General features: G+C 69.3%; 13 protein-coding genes. 9 read left to right on the top strand and 4 right to left on the bottom strand.

The features are described 5' to 3' along the window. Positions 1-30 precede the first annotated feature (30 nt). The 5 genes from AB0B68_RS21870 to AB0B68_RS21850 all read left to right on the top strand — a co-directional run bounded on the left by AB0B68_RS21870 (position 31) and on the right by AB0B68_RS21850 (position 6,186). Complete coding sequence (locus tag AB0B68_RS21870; protein WP_357204983.1) at positions 31-1,371, top strand: extracellular solute-binding protein; 1,341 nt, start codon at positions 31-33, stop codon at positions 1,369-1,371. A 75-nt stretch (positions 1,372-1,446) separates the two neighbouring features. After that, positions 1,447-2,388 carry a sugar ABC transporter permease gene (locus AB0B68_RS21865; RefSeq protein ID WP_357204979.1) on the top strand — a complete coding sequence of 314 codons (942 nt, stop codon included), beginning with the start codon at positions 1,447-1,449 and terminating at the stop codon, positions 2,386-2,388. Continuing rightward, on the top strand, positions 2,388-3,272 hold the full coding sequence (locus AB0B68_RS21860; RefSeq protein WP_357204976.1) for a carbohydrate ABC transporter permease: 885 nt from the start codon (positions 2,388-2,390) through the stop codon (positions 3,270-3,272). Before AB0B68_RS21865 ends, AB0B68_RS21860 begins: the two co-directional genes overlap by 1 nt. Positions 3,273-3,359: 87 nt before the next feature. Beyond that, a complete protein-coding gene (locus tag AB0B68_RS21855; protein WP_357262184.1) occupies positions 3,360-5,087 on the top strand; it encodes an IlvD/Edd family dehydratase in 1,728 nt (575 codons plus the stop codon). 112 nt (positions 5,088-5,199) lie between these two features. Next, positions 5,200-6,186, top strand: coding sequence for a LacI family DNA-binding transcriptional regulator (locus tag AB0B68_RS21850; protein ID WP_357204970.1), 987 nt, complete (start codon positions 5,200-5,202; stop codon positions 6,184-6,186). Positions 6,187-6,271: 85 nt separating this feature from the next. Here the strand turns inward: AB0B68_RS21850 and AB0B68_RS21845 are convergent, their stop codons facing one another. Together AB0B68_RS21845 and AB0B68_RS21840 are read right to left on the bottom strand one after the other, a co-directional pair. Beyond that, the gene (locus AB0B68_RS21845) at positions 6,272-7,903 is read right to left on the bottom strand and encodes a cellulose binding domain-containing protein (protein WP_357204986.1); all 1,632 of its coding nucleotides are present in this window, start codon (positions 7,901-7,903) and stop codon (positions 6,272-6,274) included. 252 nt (positions 7,904-8,155) lie between these two features. Further along, entirely contained in the window at positions 8,156-9,091 is a 936-nt protein-coding gene (locus tag AB0B68_RS21840) for a hypothetical protein (protein WP_357262181.1), read from the bottom strand. Positions 9,092-9,368: 277 nt separating this feature from the next. Here AB0B68_RS21840 and AB0B68_RS21835 point away from each other — a divergent pair, with 277 nt between their 5' ends. After that, positions 9,369-11,648 carry an LLM class flavin-dependent oxidoreductase gene (locus AB0B68_RS21835; RefSeq protein ID WP_357262178.1) on the top strand — a complete coding sequence of 760 codons (2,280 nt, stop codon included), beginning with the start codon at positions 9,369-9,371 and terminating at the stop codon, positions 11,646-11,648. Here AB0B68_RS21835 and AB0B68_RS21830 read toward each other — a convergent pair. Beyond that, entirely contained in the window at positions 11,645-12,355 is a 711-nt protein-coding gene (locus AB0B68_RS21830; RefSeq protein ID WP_357262175.1) for a DNA alkylation repair protein, read from the bottom strand. The two genes, AB0B68_RS21835 and AB0B68_RS21830, sit on opposite strands and share 4 nt — an antisense overlap. Positions 12,356-12,585: 230 nt before the next feature. Between AB0B68_RS21830 and AB0B68_RS21825 the strand changes: the two genes are divergently transcribed. After that, positions 12,586-13,299, top strand: coding sequence for a GAF and ANTAR domain-containing protein (locus AB0B68_RS21825; protein ID WP_357204958.1), 714 nt, complete (start codon positions 12,586-12,588; stop codon positions 13,297-13,299). A gap of 158 nt (positions 13,300-13,457) precedes the next feature. On the opposite strand, the gene AB0B68_RS21820 is transcribed toward AB0B68_RS21825, so the two are convergent. Continuing rightward, positions 13,458-13,868, bottom strand: coding sequence for an STAS domain-containing protein (locus tag AB0B68_RS21820; RefSeq protein ID WP_357204955.1), 411 nt, complete (start codon positions 13,866-13,868; stop codon positions 13,458-13,460). 273 nt (positions 13,869-14,141) lie between these two features. Here AB0B68_RS21820 and AB0B68_RS21815 point away from each other — a divergent pair, with 273 nt between their 5' ends. Beyond that, positions 14,142-14,678: a hypothetical protein gene (locus AB0B68_RS21815; protein ID WP_357262172.1), complete on the top strand. Its 537-nt coding sequence runs from the start codon at positions 14,142-14,144 to the stop codon at positions 14,676-14,678. 8 nt (positions 14,679-14,686) lie between these two features. After that, on the top strand, positions 14,687-15,571 hold the full coding sequence (locus AB0B68_RS21810) for a pyridoxal-phosphate dependent enzyme (RefSeq protein WP_357204949.1): 885 nt from the start codon (positions 14,687-14,689) through the stop codon (positions 15,569-15,571). Positions 15,572-15,577 lie beyond the last annotated feature (6 nt).

The following is a 15,577-nucleotide window of genomic DNA, read 5'->3' as shown; positions in this document are numbered from 1 at the left end:
GCACCGCCATCGCCGAAGGGAACCATCTCAATGAAGAGAAGCCGAATACTCGCCACGGTAGCCATGCTCGCGGCGGGGACCGGCCTCGTCGCCTGCTCCTCCGACGAGGGCGGCAGCGACGCGAGCAGTTGCACGAACACCATCACCAAGCAGAACGTGCCGGTCGTGACGATGTGGGGCTGGTACCCCAACACCCAGCTCGTCGTCGACAACTTCAACAAGCAGCACGACGATGTGCAGGTCTGCTGGACCAACGTCGGCCAGGGCAGTGACGAGTACGACAAGTTCCAGACCGCCATCTCGGCGGGCACCGGCGCACCTGACGTGATCATGGTCGAGGCGGACCGGATCCCGACGTTCCAGATCCAGGGCGCGCTCGTCGACATCAAGCAGTACGGCTTCGACGCGGTCAAGGCCAACTACGGCGAGGGCGCCTGGAAGGACGTGTCGGTCGGCGACAAGGTCTACGGCGTCCCGGTCGACGGCGGCCCGGTGGCGATGATCTACCGGAAGGACATCTTCGACAAGTACAAGATCACGCCGCCGAAGACCTGGGCCGAGTACGAGCAGGCCGCCCAGAAGGTCAAGGACGCCGGCGGTCCGCTCTTCGGTGACCTCGGCGCGAACGTCTCGGCGCTCACCATGGCGCTGCAGATCCAGAAGGGCGCTGCTCCCTTCACCTACGATCCGGCGCAGCCGAAGGCGATCGGGGTGAAGCTCAACGACCAGGCGTCCAAGGACGTGCTGGACTACTGGGGCGGCCTCGCCAAGAAGGGCCTGGTCGGTACGCAGGACCAGTTCACCCCGGAATACATCTCCGGCGTCATCAACGGCAACTACGCGACGTACATCTCGGCTGCCTGGGCGCCCGGCTACCTCACCGGCGCGGGTGTCGGTAAGGGGCAGGACACCGGCAAGTTCGCGGTGGCGCCGCTGCCGCAGTGGGACTCCGCCAACCCGGTGCAGGTCAACTGGGGTGGGTCGGCCTTCTCGGTGACCAAGCAGGCCAAGAAGCCGGAGCTGGCCGCGAAGGTCGCCTACGGCCTCTACGCCGACAAGGAGTCACTCACCGACGGCTGGACCAACCAGATCATCTTCCCGCTGAACCTCACGGCGCTCAAGGACCCCGCGTTCGTCGACCTGAAGGTGGCGTTCTTCGACGGCCAGCAGGCGAACAAGGAGGTCTACCTTCCCGCCGCGGACGCCTACAAGGGCGTCGCGTACGCCCCGTTCGGTCAGTACTACCTCGACGCCATGACGAAGCAGGTCAGCGAGATCATCAAGGGCTCCGTCACCGGTTCGCAAGCTGCCGACCGGCTCCAGGAGGACGTGGCGAAGTACGCCAAGGAACAAGGCTTCACCGTTCAGTGACCGGATGGGTGGGCCGCGCCGCACCGAGCGGCCGGCCCACCCTCCACCCTCACCGTCCACGTCCCGGAGACCAAGATGACACTCCTGACCGAGAAGCGCGCACCGCGTCCTCAGCCTGAGACGCGCAAGATCCGTGGCAAGGTGCACCTCCGCGAACACCTGATGGGGTGGCTCTTCGTCGGGCCGTTCGGGATCGTGTTCCTGGCGTTCCTCATCGCCCCGCTGGGGTACGCGCTGTACCTCAGTCTGTTTCAGAAGAAGCTGATCGGCGGCACCAGCTTCGTTCTCTTCGACAACTACGTGAAGGCGTTCACCGACCCGAGCTTCCTGTCCGGGGCGTGGTTCGTCATCCGCTTCTCGCTGGTCTCGATCCCGCTGCAGATCGTCATCGCGCTCGCGCTGGCCCTCATCCTGGACTCGGTGACCACCCTGTTCGCCCGTTTCTCCCGCCTCATGATCTTCCTGCCGTACGCGATCCCCACAGTCATCGGGGCGGTGATGTGGGGGTTCCTCTACAGCAGGGGCTTCGGCCCGCTCACCGACATCTTCGGGCTGTTCGGCGCCACCGCACCCGACTTCCTGAGCAGCGACCTGATCTTCTACGGGCTGCTCAACGTCGTCACCTGGCAGTGGGCCGGCTACTACATGATCATCCTGTACGCGGCGTTGCAGGGCGTCGACCCGACGCTCTACGAGGCGGCCCGGATGGACGGCGCCGGGCGGTGGCAGATCGCGACCCGGATCAAGATCCCGCTGATCGCGCCCGCCCTGATCCTCATCCTGGTCTTCTCGCTCATCGGCACCCTGCAGTTCTTCAACGAACCGCAGATCCTGCGATACCTCGCCGCGGGCACCATCGGCGCGGACTTCACCCCGAACATGTACGCGTACCAACAGGCGTTCTCGCTCGCCAACTTCAACTACGGGTCGGCGATCTCCTTCGCCCTCGGCGGGCTCGTGTTCATCTGCGTGTACGCCTTCCTGTTCTTCACCCGCAAGCGGAGGAGCTTCCTCTGATGACCGACCACACCAGCGTCCGCGCCGGCGCCCGCCGACCGCAGCGCTATCTCCCCCTGCAGATCCTCCTCGGCTTCCTGGTGATCTACTTCCTCGTACCGTTCTGGTGGGTCATCGTCAACAGCTCCAAGGACGCACCCGGGCTGTTCGGCGGCGGCAACACCCTCTGGTTCACCGACCAGGTCGACTACCTCGGGAACCTGCGGCAGCTCTTCACCTACGACGGTGGCATCTACCTGCGGTGGATGCTCAACTCCACGCTCTACGCGATCGCCGGCGGCGTCGGCGCCACGGTCCTGGCGGTCATGGCCGGCTACGGGTTCGCCAAGTACCGGTTCGCCGCCCGACGCTTCAGCTTCGCCGTCGTGCTCGGCGCGCTGATGGTGCCCGCCACCGCTCTGGTCATCCCGACCTTCATCATGTTCTCCCGGCTCGGCCTGACGAACACGGTCTGGGCGGTGATCCTCCCGTCGCTGCTCAACCCGTTCGGCGTCTACCTGATGCACGTGTACGCGCGCGACGCGGTGCCCGACGAGCTCCTGGACGCGGCGCGGGTCGACGGCGCGGGAGAGATACGGACGTTCATCCAGATCGCCCTTCCGCTGATGCGTCCCGCTGTGGTCACCGTGCTGCTCCTGTCGGCCGTGGCGTCCTGGAACAACTACTTCCTGCCGCTGGCCATGCTCTCCGACAACCGGCTCTTCCCGGTCACCGTCGGTCTTGGCCTCTGGCAGGGAATCGCGTCCGCGAACAACGCGGGAACCACCTCGCTGTGGAGCCTCATCATCCTGGGTTCCCTGGTGTCCGTGATCCCGCTGATCATCGCGTTCTTCAGCCTGCAACGACACTGGCGCGGCGGACTCTCCGTCGGAGGTCTCCGGTAGGCCGCGCCGACGCCACCAGCCAATCCACCACACGCGCATTGATCGCCGCGCAGGACGCGGCCGGACGGATGACAGAGAGGTGTGCTGATGTCGACGACGAATCGACCGCTGCGCAGCGGGGAGTGGTTCGGTGCGGAAGGCCGCAACGGGTTCATCCATCGGTCCTGGATGCGCAACCAGGGGTTTGCGGACGACGTCTTCGACGGTCGCCCGGTGATCGGCATCGCCACCACCTGGTCGGAGCTGACACCCTGCAACGCCCACCTGCGAGACCTCGCCGAGTCGGTGAAGCGGGGCGTGTGGGAGAGCGGGGGCCTGCCGCTGGAGTTCCCGGCGATGAGCCTGGGCGAGCCGCTGATGCGACCCACGACCATGCTCTACCGCAACCTGTTGGCGATGGAGCTGGAGGAGTCGGTCCGCGCCAACCCGCTCGACGGGGTGGTCCTGCTCTCCGGCTGTGACAAGACCACCCCCGGCCTGCTGATGGGAGCGGCGAGCGTCGACCTGCCGACCCTGATGTTGACCGGTGGCCCGATGCTCAACGGCAAGTTCCGCGGCCAGGACATCGGCTCCGGCACCGTCGTCTGGCGCTTCACCGAGGAGATGCGGGCCGGTCGGATGACCGCGGCCGACTGCTCCGAGGCGGAGGTCGGCATGTCCCGGAGCCGAGGCCACTGCATGACAATGGGTACCGCCTCCACGATGGCCTGTGTGACCGAGGCGCTGGGCGTGCAACTGCCGGGGGCGGCCGCCGTGCCGGCGGTCGACTCCCGGCGGTACGCGCTCGCGCACGCCGCCGGACGCCGGATCGTCGCCATGGTCGAACAGGACCAACGGCTGTCCTCGGTGCTCACCAGGCAGGCGTTCGAGAACGCCATCCGGGTCAACGCCGCCATCGGCGGCTCCACCAACGCTGTCGTACACCTGCTCGCGATCGCCGGACGCCTCGGCGTCCCCCTGTCGTTGGAGGACTTCGACACCCTCACCGCCGACGTGCCCATGCTCGTCAACCTCATGCCGTCCGGGACGTACCTGATGGAGGACTTCGCCTACGCGGGCGGCCTCCCGGTGGTGATGAAGGAACTCGCTCCGCTGCTGCACATGGACCACATCACCGTCAGCGGCAGGAGCGTGGCGGAGAACGTCGACGGCGCCCAGTGCTGGAACCGGGACGTCATCGCCACCATGCAGGAGCCGTTCCAGCCCGCCGGGTCGGGCACCGTGGTGCTGCGCGGCTCGCTCGCGCCGTCCGGGGCGGTGTTGAAGGTCTCCGCCGCCTCCGCCCACCTCCTCACGCACACCGGCCCGGCGCTCGTCTTCGACCGGATCGAGGAGTACGTCGTCGCCGCCGACGATCCGGACCTCGACGTCACCCCCGACACGGTGATCGTCGTCCGCAACGCCGGCCCCCGGGGCTACCCCGGCTTCCCGGAGGTGGGCAACGTGCCCATGCCACGACGGTTGCTCGCCGACGGCATCACGGACATGGTGCGGATCTCCGACGCCCGAATGAGCGGCACCGGCTACGGCACCTGTGTCCTGCACGTGGCACCGGAGGCGTCAGTGGGCGGTCCGCTCGCGCTGGTACGCAGCGGCGACCTGATCTCCGTCGACGTCGCGACGCGCCGCCTCGACCTTCTGGTCGACGACGCGGAGCTCGCCGTACGCCGCGCCGCCTGGCAGCCTCCGAAGCCGGTGGCCGACCGGGGATGGGTACGGCTCTACAGCGAACACGTTCAGCAGGCAGACAGCGGCGCGGACCTCGACTTCCTCGTCGGTGGCAGCGGCAGCGCGGTGCCCCGTCACTCACACTGACGGCCACGAACGGACGAGGCCCACGAGGAACTGATTCCATGGAAGAACGGATGGCCCGCCAGTGCGAGTTCACACAAAGGCCGCTGTGACGGCGGCCGACCGGCCACCGGTCATGGCTGACGTCGCTCGTCTGGCGGGCGTGTCACACCAGACGGTGTCCCGGGTCATCAACGGCGCGCCCAGCATCAGGCGCGAGACCCGGGAACGGGTCCTCGAAGCGATCCGACGGCTCGACTACCGCCCCAACACCGCGGCCCGCGCGTTGGTTCGCGGACGGTCCGGGATGATCGGCATCATCGGCACGGCCAGGACACTGTTCGGTCCGACCAGCATCCATCGCAGCGTCGAGGACGCGGCCCGGGCGGCCGGCTACTTCGCCACCTCGGTGAGCCTGTCCGAGGTGACGGTACGGGCGCTCAGCGACGCCACCGAACACCTCATGCGCGTCGGCGTGGAGGGCGTCGTGATGATCGCCGGCAACGACGAGGCCCTCGAGGTGGTGCGGATGACGCGATCGGGCGTCCCGTTCGTCGTCGTGGAGGGCGACGTGTCCCGGGCCAGCGTGACAGTCGGCGTCGACCAGGTGCTCGGCGCCCGGATGGCCACCGACCACCTACTCGACCTCGGGCACCGGGAGATCGTGCACGTGAGCGGCCCGCTCAACTGGGCGGAGGCCCGTGCCCGACTCGAAGGCTGGCGTCAGGCGATGAGTGCGGCGGGTCTACGCCCGCCGGAGCCGGTCGAGGGCGACTGGAGAGCGCACAGCGGCTACCTCGCCGGGCTGCGGGTCGACGAGATGCCCGGGGCCACAGCGGTGTTCGCCGCCAACGACCAGATGGCGATCGGTGTGCTGCGCGCGCTGCACGAGCGTGGACGGCGGGTGCCGCACGAGATCTCCGTCGTCGGATTCGACGACGTCCCCGAGGCGCCCTACCTCATTCCGCCCCTGACCACGATCCAGCAGGACTTCGACGCGGTCGGCCGGCGGGCCATCACCGCTGTCACCCAGGCCATCGACGACACGGTGCCGCACCGCCTGCCGCTGGTCGTCCCCAAGCTCGTGGTGCGGCAGAGCACGGCGGCGCCGACAGCCACCTGACCATCCGACGCTCCGAACCCCGTCGACGGGCGGGAGCCCCGGCGTGTGGCCGGGGCTCCCGCGACGTACGTGGTGATCGAGGTGTTCAGAGGGTGAACACGAGGGTGGAGATGCTGCGGGCGCCGACGTTGATGGTGGCCTGACCGCCGTTGACGCTGGTGGGCTGGCTGGCCGCGTTGGCGTTCTGCGAGGTGAGGTAGTGCTCGGCCCGGGTGACGTTCTGCGGGGCCTGGACCACTGCGTTGTTGACCGCGTTGTTGGAGCGGTTGAGGATCACCAGGGTGATCTTCCCGTCGCCCTGGTAGGCGGTCACCTCCAGCGGGGAGGCTTTCGAGCTCTTCGTCAGGGCGACCCGCTGGTAGCCGGGGCGCACGTACTTCGCGTACTGCGAGAAGGCGTACCCGCGCTTGAGGGGTGCGCCCGCGACGGTGCCGAACGCCGATTCGCCGTCACCGATGAAGGAGTAGTAGCGCTTGCCGTACCACCAGATGTAGGCGTTCCAGTTGGCCTCCATCGACTTGTGCACGGTGCGCATGATGTCGTCGAGGGTCTCGTTCCAGACCGCCGCGTTGGCGGGGTTGCCCCAGATGTTGGAGCCACCACCGTCGGCGGCGTGCAGGTTCCACTCGGTCATCCACACCGGCTTGTTGTGCTGCTCGGCCAGCGAGTACGGCCGCAGCCGGCCGGACTCCTCGGTGCCGTAGAGGTGCCCCCCGATGTAGCCGATGTTGTTGCGGGCGGTCGCGTCGTTGAGGGTCGGGTCGGTGAAGTTGTAGTTCATGTTCACCGCCTCGGCCACCATCAGCTTGGTGTTCTGCACCCTGGTGCCCTGGTCGCGGACAAAGGTGCGCAGCTCGGTGCCGCTCCAGTCCATCGAGTCGTAGTCCGGGTGCCAGTCCGGCTCGTTCTGCACCGAGGTGACGTCGATGGGTACGCCCTGGCCACGCATGTACTGCACGTAACTGTTGAGGTGGTTGGCGTAGTCGTCGTAGTAGTCGGTCTTCAGCTTGCCGCCGTTGACCCGGCTGTTGTTGGTCTTCCACGCCGCCGGCGCGGTCCACGGCGAGGCGAGGATCTTCACGTTCGACCCGTACGACTTCGCCGTCTTCAACGAGTTCACGTGCGTCGCCCACTCGCTGGACACTGGCGACAACCCGGTCCGCACGATCGACAGCCCCAACTGGTTGGCACCCATCCCGACCAACGTCTGGGTGTCCGTCGTCGACCAGGCGCTACCCCAGATCGACTGCGCGGCCCCGAACCCGTCGACGGTCTGGTACCTGGTCGCGTTGTTCACAGTGATGTCCGCCGGCCCGGTGGGCGGCGGTGGGTCGGTCGGCGGCGGAGTCGTCGTCGGCGGCGAGGTCGGCTCTGTGCCACCGGTGCAGCCCACCCCGTTCAACGCGAAGGTGGTGGGATCGGGGTTGCTGCCGGTCCAGGATCCGTTGAAGCCGAACGACACCGTCCCGTTGGTCGGTATGGCCCCGTTGTAGCTGACGTTCCTGGCGGTGACCGCGGTGCCGCTCTGCGTCAGTGTCGTGTTCCAGGCCTGGGTGACGGTCTGGCCGGCGTTGTAGTTCCAGGTCAGCGTCCAACTCGTCACCGCGTCACCGAGGTTGGTGATGGTGACGTTCGCGCCGAAGCCACCCTGCCACTGCGACGACACGCTGTAGTCCACCCTGCAGCCGGCGGCTGCGGCTCCCGCCGGCACCGCCATCGCGACGCCTGCGGACGCCACCAGGACGGCGCCGGCCGACAGCAGGGCGACGTTCGTCGCTCTTCTGCTTCTTCTCACTGAAACTCCTCCTGAACTGGTGGTGGTATCCACGCCTCGGGAGGGCTCAGCTGTGGCGGATTTCAGAGATGGTCGGACGGTGAGTGGTTGGGAGCGCTCCCAGGTGCTTGATTCAGAAAGTTAATTCGTCCAACGATCCCTGTCAATGCAACCGATCCTCGGCCAGCGGTCCCGTCAGCGGCCGCAGGCACCGCACGGGCTGCGAGTGCGCAGGTGGTAGTCGGTGGACGCGACGAGCAGGCCCAGCCCGATGACGAGGTACGCCGACATCGCCACCCACAGGAACGCGTCGGAGAACTCGCTGTGCGAGCCCGTCGTCACCTGCACCATGCCCATGCCGAAGTAGGCCACGATGCCCGCGCCGAGCCCGAAGCCGGGTACCAGAAGCACAAGGCGAGGAATCGTCCGGCCGGCGAGCAGCGGAACCCACCACGGCCAGACCTCGCCCCAGTGGTGCACCAGCGCCAGTGGCAACAGCGCTCCGGCCAGCACCAGGCCGATCTCCAACCCGAGCAGGGAGGCGCTCTGGTCGACGCTGTCGAACCCGACCACGAACTGGGCCGCGAAGCGGGTCACGAGACCGCCCACGGCGACCCACGCGGCCCAGCGCGCCCACCGGGCGGGTGCCGAGCGCCGCGTACCTGGTCGGACCGTCCGGCAGCAGGCCGGGCAGTCGCCCCGCGTGCGCCGCTGATAGCGCCCGGTGGCCAGAGCGAGCAGTGCCGCTCCGGTGACACAACCGAGCCTGCTGACGAACGCCAACGGGTCGAAGAACGGGCCGACGGTGAACAGCAGGAAGCCCACCAGCTCCGGCAGCAGGATCGCGGCTGCCGCGACCAGCGCTCCAGCGACAGCCCAGGCGAGCCCCGCAAGCGCTGGCCGCCAGGTCGCCACCCGGTCCAGGGCAACCGCCAGCCCGCCCGCGACCGCGCACAACGCCACCGACCACCAACCGGTGAAGCCGAGCAGGTCGAGCCCGAGCCGCCCGAACTCCGGAGCCTCGCCGACCGTCCAGGCCAGACGCACGCCCCCGTATGCCACGGCCCAGCCGAGCACCGCGTACGTCAGACCATGGACGCTCCGCCCGACGATCTGTGTCGATGTCGTCATGGACCGATCCTGCCGGCGTCCCAGGGTGGGCGGGCCCCGCTGGCAGGGGAGGGCACTCCCTCCCAGGAGGGAAGGGCCGACGGGGCGGGCGGCGGGCGGACTCGGGGGCGGCGCTCACCGTCTTCTCGGCGTCGAGCTTCGCGGCGTTGAGTCCGCGCTGATTCTCGTCTGACATCACCGCACTCCAGGAATGATTGGCGATGCAGATAAGTTGTGTGACAGACGATAGGCGCACAACATGATCAGTTGATCAAACGATCGCGTGGATGGTGAAGCAATGTCGGACTACGGGCACGAACTCCGGTTTGGGTCGTTCCTGACACCCAGCGTGCACAACCCGGACCAGGTGGTGGCACTGGCCGAGCAGACCGAGGCTGCGGGGCTGGACCTGGTCACCTTCCAGGACCACCCGTACAACGCGGAGTTCCTCGACACCTGGACACTGCTCAGTTGGGTCGCCGCCCGCACGCGGCGGATCCGGATCTCGGGGAACGTCCTCAGCCTGCCGCTGCGCCCGCCGGCCGTGCTGGCCCGGGCCGCGGCGAGCCTGGACCGACTGTCGCACGGCCGTTTCGAACTGGGCCTCGGCGGCGGAGCGTTCTGGGACGGGATCGAGGGCATGGGAGCTCGTCGGCTGACCGCAGGCCAGGGCGTCACGGCGCTGCGGGAGGCGATCGATGTCCTGCGCGGCGTCTGGGACGACATCGCCACCGGCCCGCTGCGGCTGACCGGGGAGTACTACCCCGTACCCGGCATGCAGCGCGGCCCGAAGCCGGCACATGACATCGACATCTGGCTCGGCGCGTACCAGCCGAAAATGCTGGCCCTGACCGGCCAGAAGGCCAACGGCTGGCTGCCGACGCTGGAATACCTGCGGTCCCCGGACCGGGTGACCGCCAACCGGCTCATCGACGAGGCGGCCATCGCCGCGGGGCGCGAGCCCCGGGAGGTCCGACGGCTGCTCAACCTGTTCACTGTCGACGTCTCCTCGCGCAGCCGCGGCTTCCTCCAGGGTCCTGTCGCGCAGTGGGTCGACCAGCTCCTTCCGCTGGTCGTCGAGGAGGGGTTCAGCACCTTCCTGATCGGCCGTGACGATCCACGCCTCATCCAGACCCTCGGGCAGGAGATCGCCCCCGCGCTGCGGGAGGCGGTAGCCAGGGAGCGCGCCGGCGGTGAGGTCGGCGGCGGGCCGACCCGCACAACCGTCGCGTTGGCCGAGCGGCACCCCGCTCTCGACTACGACGCGCTGCCCCCGTCACTGGTCAGCGGCGCCGTCGAGCCCGGTGACCCGGAGTACGAGCGGGTGCGCCACACCTACAGCCGGCACGGGTCGCCGGCCCTGGTGATCCGTCCGCGAAACGCCGCCGAGGTGGTCGACGCCGTGACGTACGCCCGGACCCAGGACGTCCCCCTGTCGGTGCGCAGCGGCGGGCACGGCATCAGTGGCCGGTCGACGAACGACGGGGGAGTCGTCATCGACATGTCGAGGATGAACAGGGTCCAGGTGCTCGACCGGGCGACCCGTCGGGTGCGGCTCGAACCGGGTGCCCGGTGGGGCGACGTGGCCCAGGCACTCGCCCCGCACGGCCTGGCCATGAGCTCAGGCGACTACGGAGACGTGGGCGTCGGTGGTCTCGCCACCACCGGTGGCGTCGGCTACCTGGCGCGCAGGTACGGCCTGACCATCGACCACGTCGTGGCCGCCGAGATCGTCACCGCGGACGGTCGCCTGCTCCGCGTCGACGACGAGCATCACCCCAACCTGTTCTGGGCCGTCCGGGGCGCCGGCGGGAACTTCGGTGTGGTCACCGCGCTCGAGCTGGAGGCGTACGAGGTCGACAACGTCGTTCACGCGCAGCTTGTCGCGGACGCGACCGACACCGCCCGACTGCTGCTCCGGTGGGGCCAGCTGGTCGAGGACGCACCACGGGAGTTGACGAGCTTCCTCTCCCTCTTTCCCGGCCGCCGTGGCAACCCCCCGGCTGCCCAGGTGACCCTCGTCTACGCCGGTGACGATGTCGAGGCGGCGCAGTCCGCCCTGAGCCCGTTCCTGGAGATCGGACCGATCCTCGACCAGCAGGCGCAGCTCGTGCCGTACCCGGCGATCGTCATTCCGCCGGGCAACCAGCATCGGGGGCAGGGGCTGGAGGACACCCGCAGCGGCCTGTTGCACCACGTCACACCGCAGGTGGCCGACCTCGTGGACAACATGATCCATTCCGGCGACGTGATGATCATGCAGGTGCGGTCCGTCGGTGGAGCGGTCAACGACGTCGCCCGGGACGCGACCGCCTACCCGCACCGGCAGCAGAACTTCTCGGTGCTCGCCGCCACCGTTCCGGAGCGCCGACCCCAGCTCGACAAGCTGTGGACCGAGCTGTACCCGCACCTCGACGGCCTGTACCTCAGCTTCGAGAGCGACACCGATCCGGCTCGACTGCTGGATGCCTGGCCCGAGCCCACCCTCGGCCGCCTGCGTGCCATCAAGGCCAGCTACGACCCGGACAACGTCTTCAACCGGAACTTCCCCATCCCACCGGCCGTGGCGGTCGACTAGAGCATGCCGGACAGGTACTCGCGGCGACGCTGTGGTTCGAACTTCTCGATCGCGTACCGCAGCATCACCCGTGGCATGACCCGGTAGCGGCGGGCGAGGAACTCCTCCTCCGCCGCTCTGTCCCGGTTGCCCACCTCGCGCAGCATCCAGCCCACCGCCTTCCGGACCAGGTCGTGCGGGTCGTGCAGGAGCCGGTCGCCGAGCCGGAAGGTCCACTCGAAGTCGCCGGCCTTGATGAAGGCGAAGGTCGCCATGACGGCGGTACGCCGCTCCCACACGAGGCTCGACTCGGCCAACCGGTCCAGGACGCCCCGGTCCCTGTCGATCAGCCAGGGGCCGACGATGTACGGCGCGGACGAGTCCACCAGATCCCAGTTGTCGATGCGGGCAGTGTTGGCCAGGACGGTGCCGAAGATCCGACCCCGTTCCTGCTCGTCGCCCTTGGCGAACTTGCGCACCAGGATGAACAGCGCGGTCAACCGCTCCTCGTGCGCGCCCTCGATGAGCAGCGTCGTCGTCTCGGCCAGCGACAGGTCGCGCCAGAACCGGGCGGCCACCGTGCGCTGGTCGGGCACGGAGACACCGAGGGCCCGGTCGCCCTCGCCGTACCCGCCGGGAACCATCTGGAGGAACCGGCTCGATGCCTCGGCGCGACGGGGGTCGGCGAGGCTGGCGAGTGCCCGACGCACGTCGGCGCTGGTGGCCATGACCGCCCACGCTACCGAGGGCCGGCCGGCATCGCGTGGACGTCCGGACACCGGCCCGGCACCTGCGGCCGTGAGCCGCGTGAGCTGCCCGGTACGGGCGCCGGCCACCACGCCTGGGCCGGGTGTGAGCGGGGGACCCGAGGGGTAGGACCAGGATTGCTGACGCCCACCCCGCGGGCCGCGCCGGAACTGTCACTCTGGCGGACGCCGACCGAGAAGGGTCTATTGCGATGATGCAGCCGACGATGGATCCCGCGGACGCGTTGGCCGAGCTGGGCAAGGTCAGATTCGACGAGGTCAGCCTCGATGACATGCTGCTCCGGATCGCCGAGCTCGCCAAGGCGAGCATCGCCGGGACGAGAGAGGTGACTGTCACGCTGGTTCGGGGTCGGGTCGGCTGGACCGGGGCATCTACCGGCGAGCTGGCCCGTCAGTTGGACGAGTGGCAGTACGAGGAGCACCGGGGTCCCTGCCTGGATGCCTCCGCCAGCGGTGACACCATCTCGGTGCCGGACATCGCGACCGAGGAGCGCTGGCCGGTATGGGCGGAGAGGGCTCGCGCCGCCGGGGTGGGGAGTTCCCTCTCGATCGGGCTTCCCGTCCAGGCATCGGTGGTCGGCGCGTTGAACGTCTACAGCGATTCGGTGAACGCTTTCGGCCCGCCCTCGATCACCAGCGCGGAGGGCTTCGGCGCGTACGCGGCGGTGGCACTGGCCAACGCGCACCTGTACGAGAACGCCGCCACGCTGGCGGCCCAGATGCAGGAGGCGATGCGCAATCGGGCGGTGATCGAGCAGGCCAAAGGCATCATCATGGGGAGCCGGCGGTGCTCGTCCGAGGAGGCGTTCGCACTGCTGTCGAAGATCTCCCAGGACACCAACCGGAAGGTGCGCGAGGTCGCGGAGTCCCTGGTCGCCCAGGCGGAGGGCAGGACCAAGCGGTGAACGCGCCCTGCCTGTCGACAGATCGCGGAGGACGATGCCGGTGTCGAAGCCGTCGGCGTCCACGGCACCCTTGATCAGGGTTTGCAGGGCCTCCTTGGCCTGCCGCTCCTCGTCGAGCCGGTCGTCTGTCCTTGTCGGGGGGACGGTGGCCGCGCCGCCTACGGTTGGGCGGCGACGGACGGGCCGAGAGGCTGACGCGGCGGTGCGGCACGGCGGGGCAGGGGTGGGACCACGCCGCTGAGGCGAGCACCGGTCGGCGTGGATGTGCCGTGGAGGTGGAGACGCCCCAGCACGCCGGCCACGTCGAGCACCCGGAGGACGAACGGCGAGGGGTCGCGAAGCGTCAGCCGACCGCCGGCCTGGGCGGCCACGTGGCCGGCGTGGAGCAGGGCGCTGACGGCGTGCGCGCCGAGGAAGCGGACCGCCGCGAGGTCGACGACCACCAGTGGCGTGGGCGTGCGGCAGAGGACCTCCACCAGCTCGGTGAGCAGGTGGGCGTTGCTCATGTCGATCTCACCGACGACCCTGATCTGGCTGACGGAGCCGTCACGGCTCAACGACAGCGACATGATGGGCCGGTCCGGGCCGTACTGCGGGTCGGGTCCTGAAGACCGGAATGGGGGGTTCTGGTCGGTCACACGATGCCTCCGCCCTCGACGAGGGTGGCCGCCCGCCGCGTGCGTGCCGAGGCGAGGTGACCACTGGAGGGCGCATGTCTTGACCCGACAAGGACCGTACCCGCGGGGTTGGGGCTCAAACCAACCCGGCGCCCGCCGACCGACGATTCGCGGGTCGGCGGCATGTGGGGGTGTAGGGGAGCTTCCGGGGGGTAGGGCCCGCACATGCTGAAGAGAGCGGTGTGGCAGGGACTGGTGGCGGGTCTGGCCGGGACAGCGGTGATGACGGCCGCGGAGAAGATCGAACAGCGGGTGACCGGTCGACCCGACTCCTACGTTCCGGCCCGGGTTCTGGCACGGCTGACCGGCCTGCCGGAATCCCCCGGGCAGCCGCCCCGGTGGCAGAACCTGGCAATGCACTACGGCCAGGGCGTGCTGGTCGGTGTGCTGCGCAGCGTCATGGCGCAGGCCGGGTTGCGGGGCGTCTGGGCGTCGACGATGTTCACCGCGCTGCGCCTGAGCAACGACCAGATCCTGGAGAACGCCACCGGCGTGGGGGCGCCACCGTTCACCTGGCCCCGCTCCGAGCTCGCCATCGACGTGTTGCACAAGTCCATCTACGCGTTCGCCACCGGAGCGGTGGCCGACGCGCTCGCCGCCCGCGACGGGGCGGGTCCCGGGCAGCGGCACGCGGCGCTCCGTCCCGGTCGTCACTCGGACGTCGGACCGCTGCCCCGGACAGCCTGGGCGCGGAGTGCTTAGCTGAAGGGATGATCACACCCGTTCCCCTCGGTACCTGGCCGACGCCGCTGGAGGCCGCGCCCCGGCTTGCCGCCCGGCTGGGGCTGGCCGAGCTCTGGTTCAAGCGTGACGATCTCAGCGGCCTCGGTGGGGGTGGCAACAAGATCCGTAAACTCCGGTACGCCTGCGCGCAGGCGATGGCCGTCGGCGCCTCCACTGTCATCACCTCAGGGGCGCCGCAGAGCAACCACGCCCGCCTCACCGCGGCCGCGGCCGCGCGGCTCGGCCTCTCCTGCGTGCTGGTGCTCGCCGGCCCGCCCCCGGAGACCAGGCGGGGAAACCTGCTGCTCGACGAGTTCGCGGGCGCGGAGATCGTCTGGAGCGGAGACCGTCCGCCCGCCGAGGTGGCGGCTGCTGAGGGGGAGCGACGATCGGCGTACGTCATCCCGTTCGGCGGCACCTCTCCCGCGTCGGTACAGGGTTATGTGGACTGCGGTCGGGAGCTGCGGGCCCAGTTGCCGGACGCCGACGGCGTCGAGGTCGTGACGGCGCTCGGGTCCGGCGGGACGATGGCCGGCCTGGTGCGGGAGTTGGGCGTGCAGCGGGTGGTCGGCGTGGACGTCGGCGCCGTGCCGGACCCACGGGCGACGGTCGCCGGGCTGCTCGTCGGCGAGGTGGAGCCCGGGGAGCTGCGGATCGACGGCACCCAGGTGGGTGCGGGTTACCGCACGCTGACCGACGCCGTTCGCGACGCGCTGGAGGTGACAGCGCGTACGGAGGGGGTCTTCCTCGACCCGACGTACACCGGTCGGGCGATGGCGGCGCTGCTGGCCGGCAGCTTCCCGCGCGGCGACCGGGTCGTCTTCCTGCACAGCGGCGGGCTGCCGGGGCTCTTCGGCCACCCCGAGCTGTAGGCACCA

It is taken from the genome of Micromonospora sp. NPDC049049, from assembly GCF_040649115.1.
Lineage (GTDB): Bacteria > Actinomycetota > Actinomycetes > Mycobacteriales > Micromonosporaceae > Micromonospora.
This window is presented reverse-complemented; position numbering and strand designations above follow the sequence as displayed.

Bases quoted from the DNA above. Each gene is read 5' to 3' on its own strand.
- AB0B68_RS21870 (WP_357204983.1), top strand. From the start codon at position 31: ATGAAGAGAAGCCGAATACTCGCCACGGTAGCCATGCTCGCGGCGGGG.
- AB0B68_RS21865 (WP_357204979.1), top strand. From the start codon at position 1,447: ATGACACTCCTGACCGAGAAGCGCGCACCGCGTCCTCAGCCTGAGACG.
- AB0B68_RS21860 (WP_357204976.1), top strand. From the start codon at position 2,388: ATGACCGACCACACCAGCGTCCGCGCCGGCGCCCGCCGACCGCAGCGC.
- AB0B68_RS21855 (WP_357262184.1), top strand. From the start codon at position 3,360: ATGTCGACGACGAATCGACCGCTGCGCAGCGGGGAGTGGTTCGGTGCG.
- AB0B68_RS21850 (WP_357204970.1), top strand. From the start codon at position 5,200: ATGGCTGACGTCGCTCGTCTGGCGGGCGTGTCACACCAGACGGTGTCC.
- AB0B68_RS21845 (WP_357204986.1), bottom strand. From the start codon at position 7,903: ATGGCGGTGCCGGCGGGAGCCGCAGCCGCCGGCTGCAGGGTGGACTAC.
- AB0B68_RS21840 (WP_357262181.1), bottom strand. From the start codon at position 9,091: ATGACGACATCGACACAGATCGTCGGGCGGAGCGTCCATGGTCTGACG.
- AB0B68_RS21835 (WP_357262178.1), top strand. From the start codon at position 9,369: ATGTCGGACTACGGGCACGAACTCCGGTTTGGGTCGTTCCTGACACCC.
- AB0B68_RS21830 (WP_357262175.1), bottom strand. From the start codon at position 12,355: ATGGCCACCAGCGCCGACGTGCGTCGGGCACTCGCCAGCCTCGCCGAC.
- AB0B68_RS21825 (WP_357204958.1), top strand. From the start codon at position 12,586: ATGATGCAGCCGACGATGGATCCCGCGGACGCGTTGGCCGAGCTGGGC.
- AB0B68_RS21820 (WP_357204955.1), bottom strand. From the start codon at position 13,868: ATGTCGCTGTCGTTGAGCCGTGACGGCTCCGTCAGCCAGATCAGGGTC.
- AB0B68_RS21815 (WP_357262172.1), top strand. From the start codon at position 14,142: ATGCTGAAGAGAGCGGTGTGGCAGGGACTGGTGGCGGGTCTGGCCGGG.
- AB0B68_RS21810 (WP_357204949.1), top strand. From the start codon at position 14,687: ATGATCACACCCGTTCCCCTCGGTACCTGGCCGACGCCGCTGGAGGCC.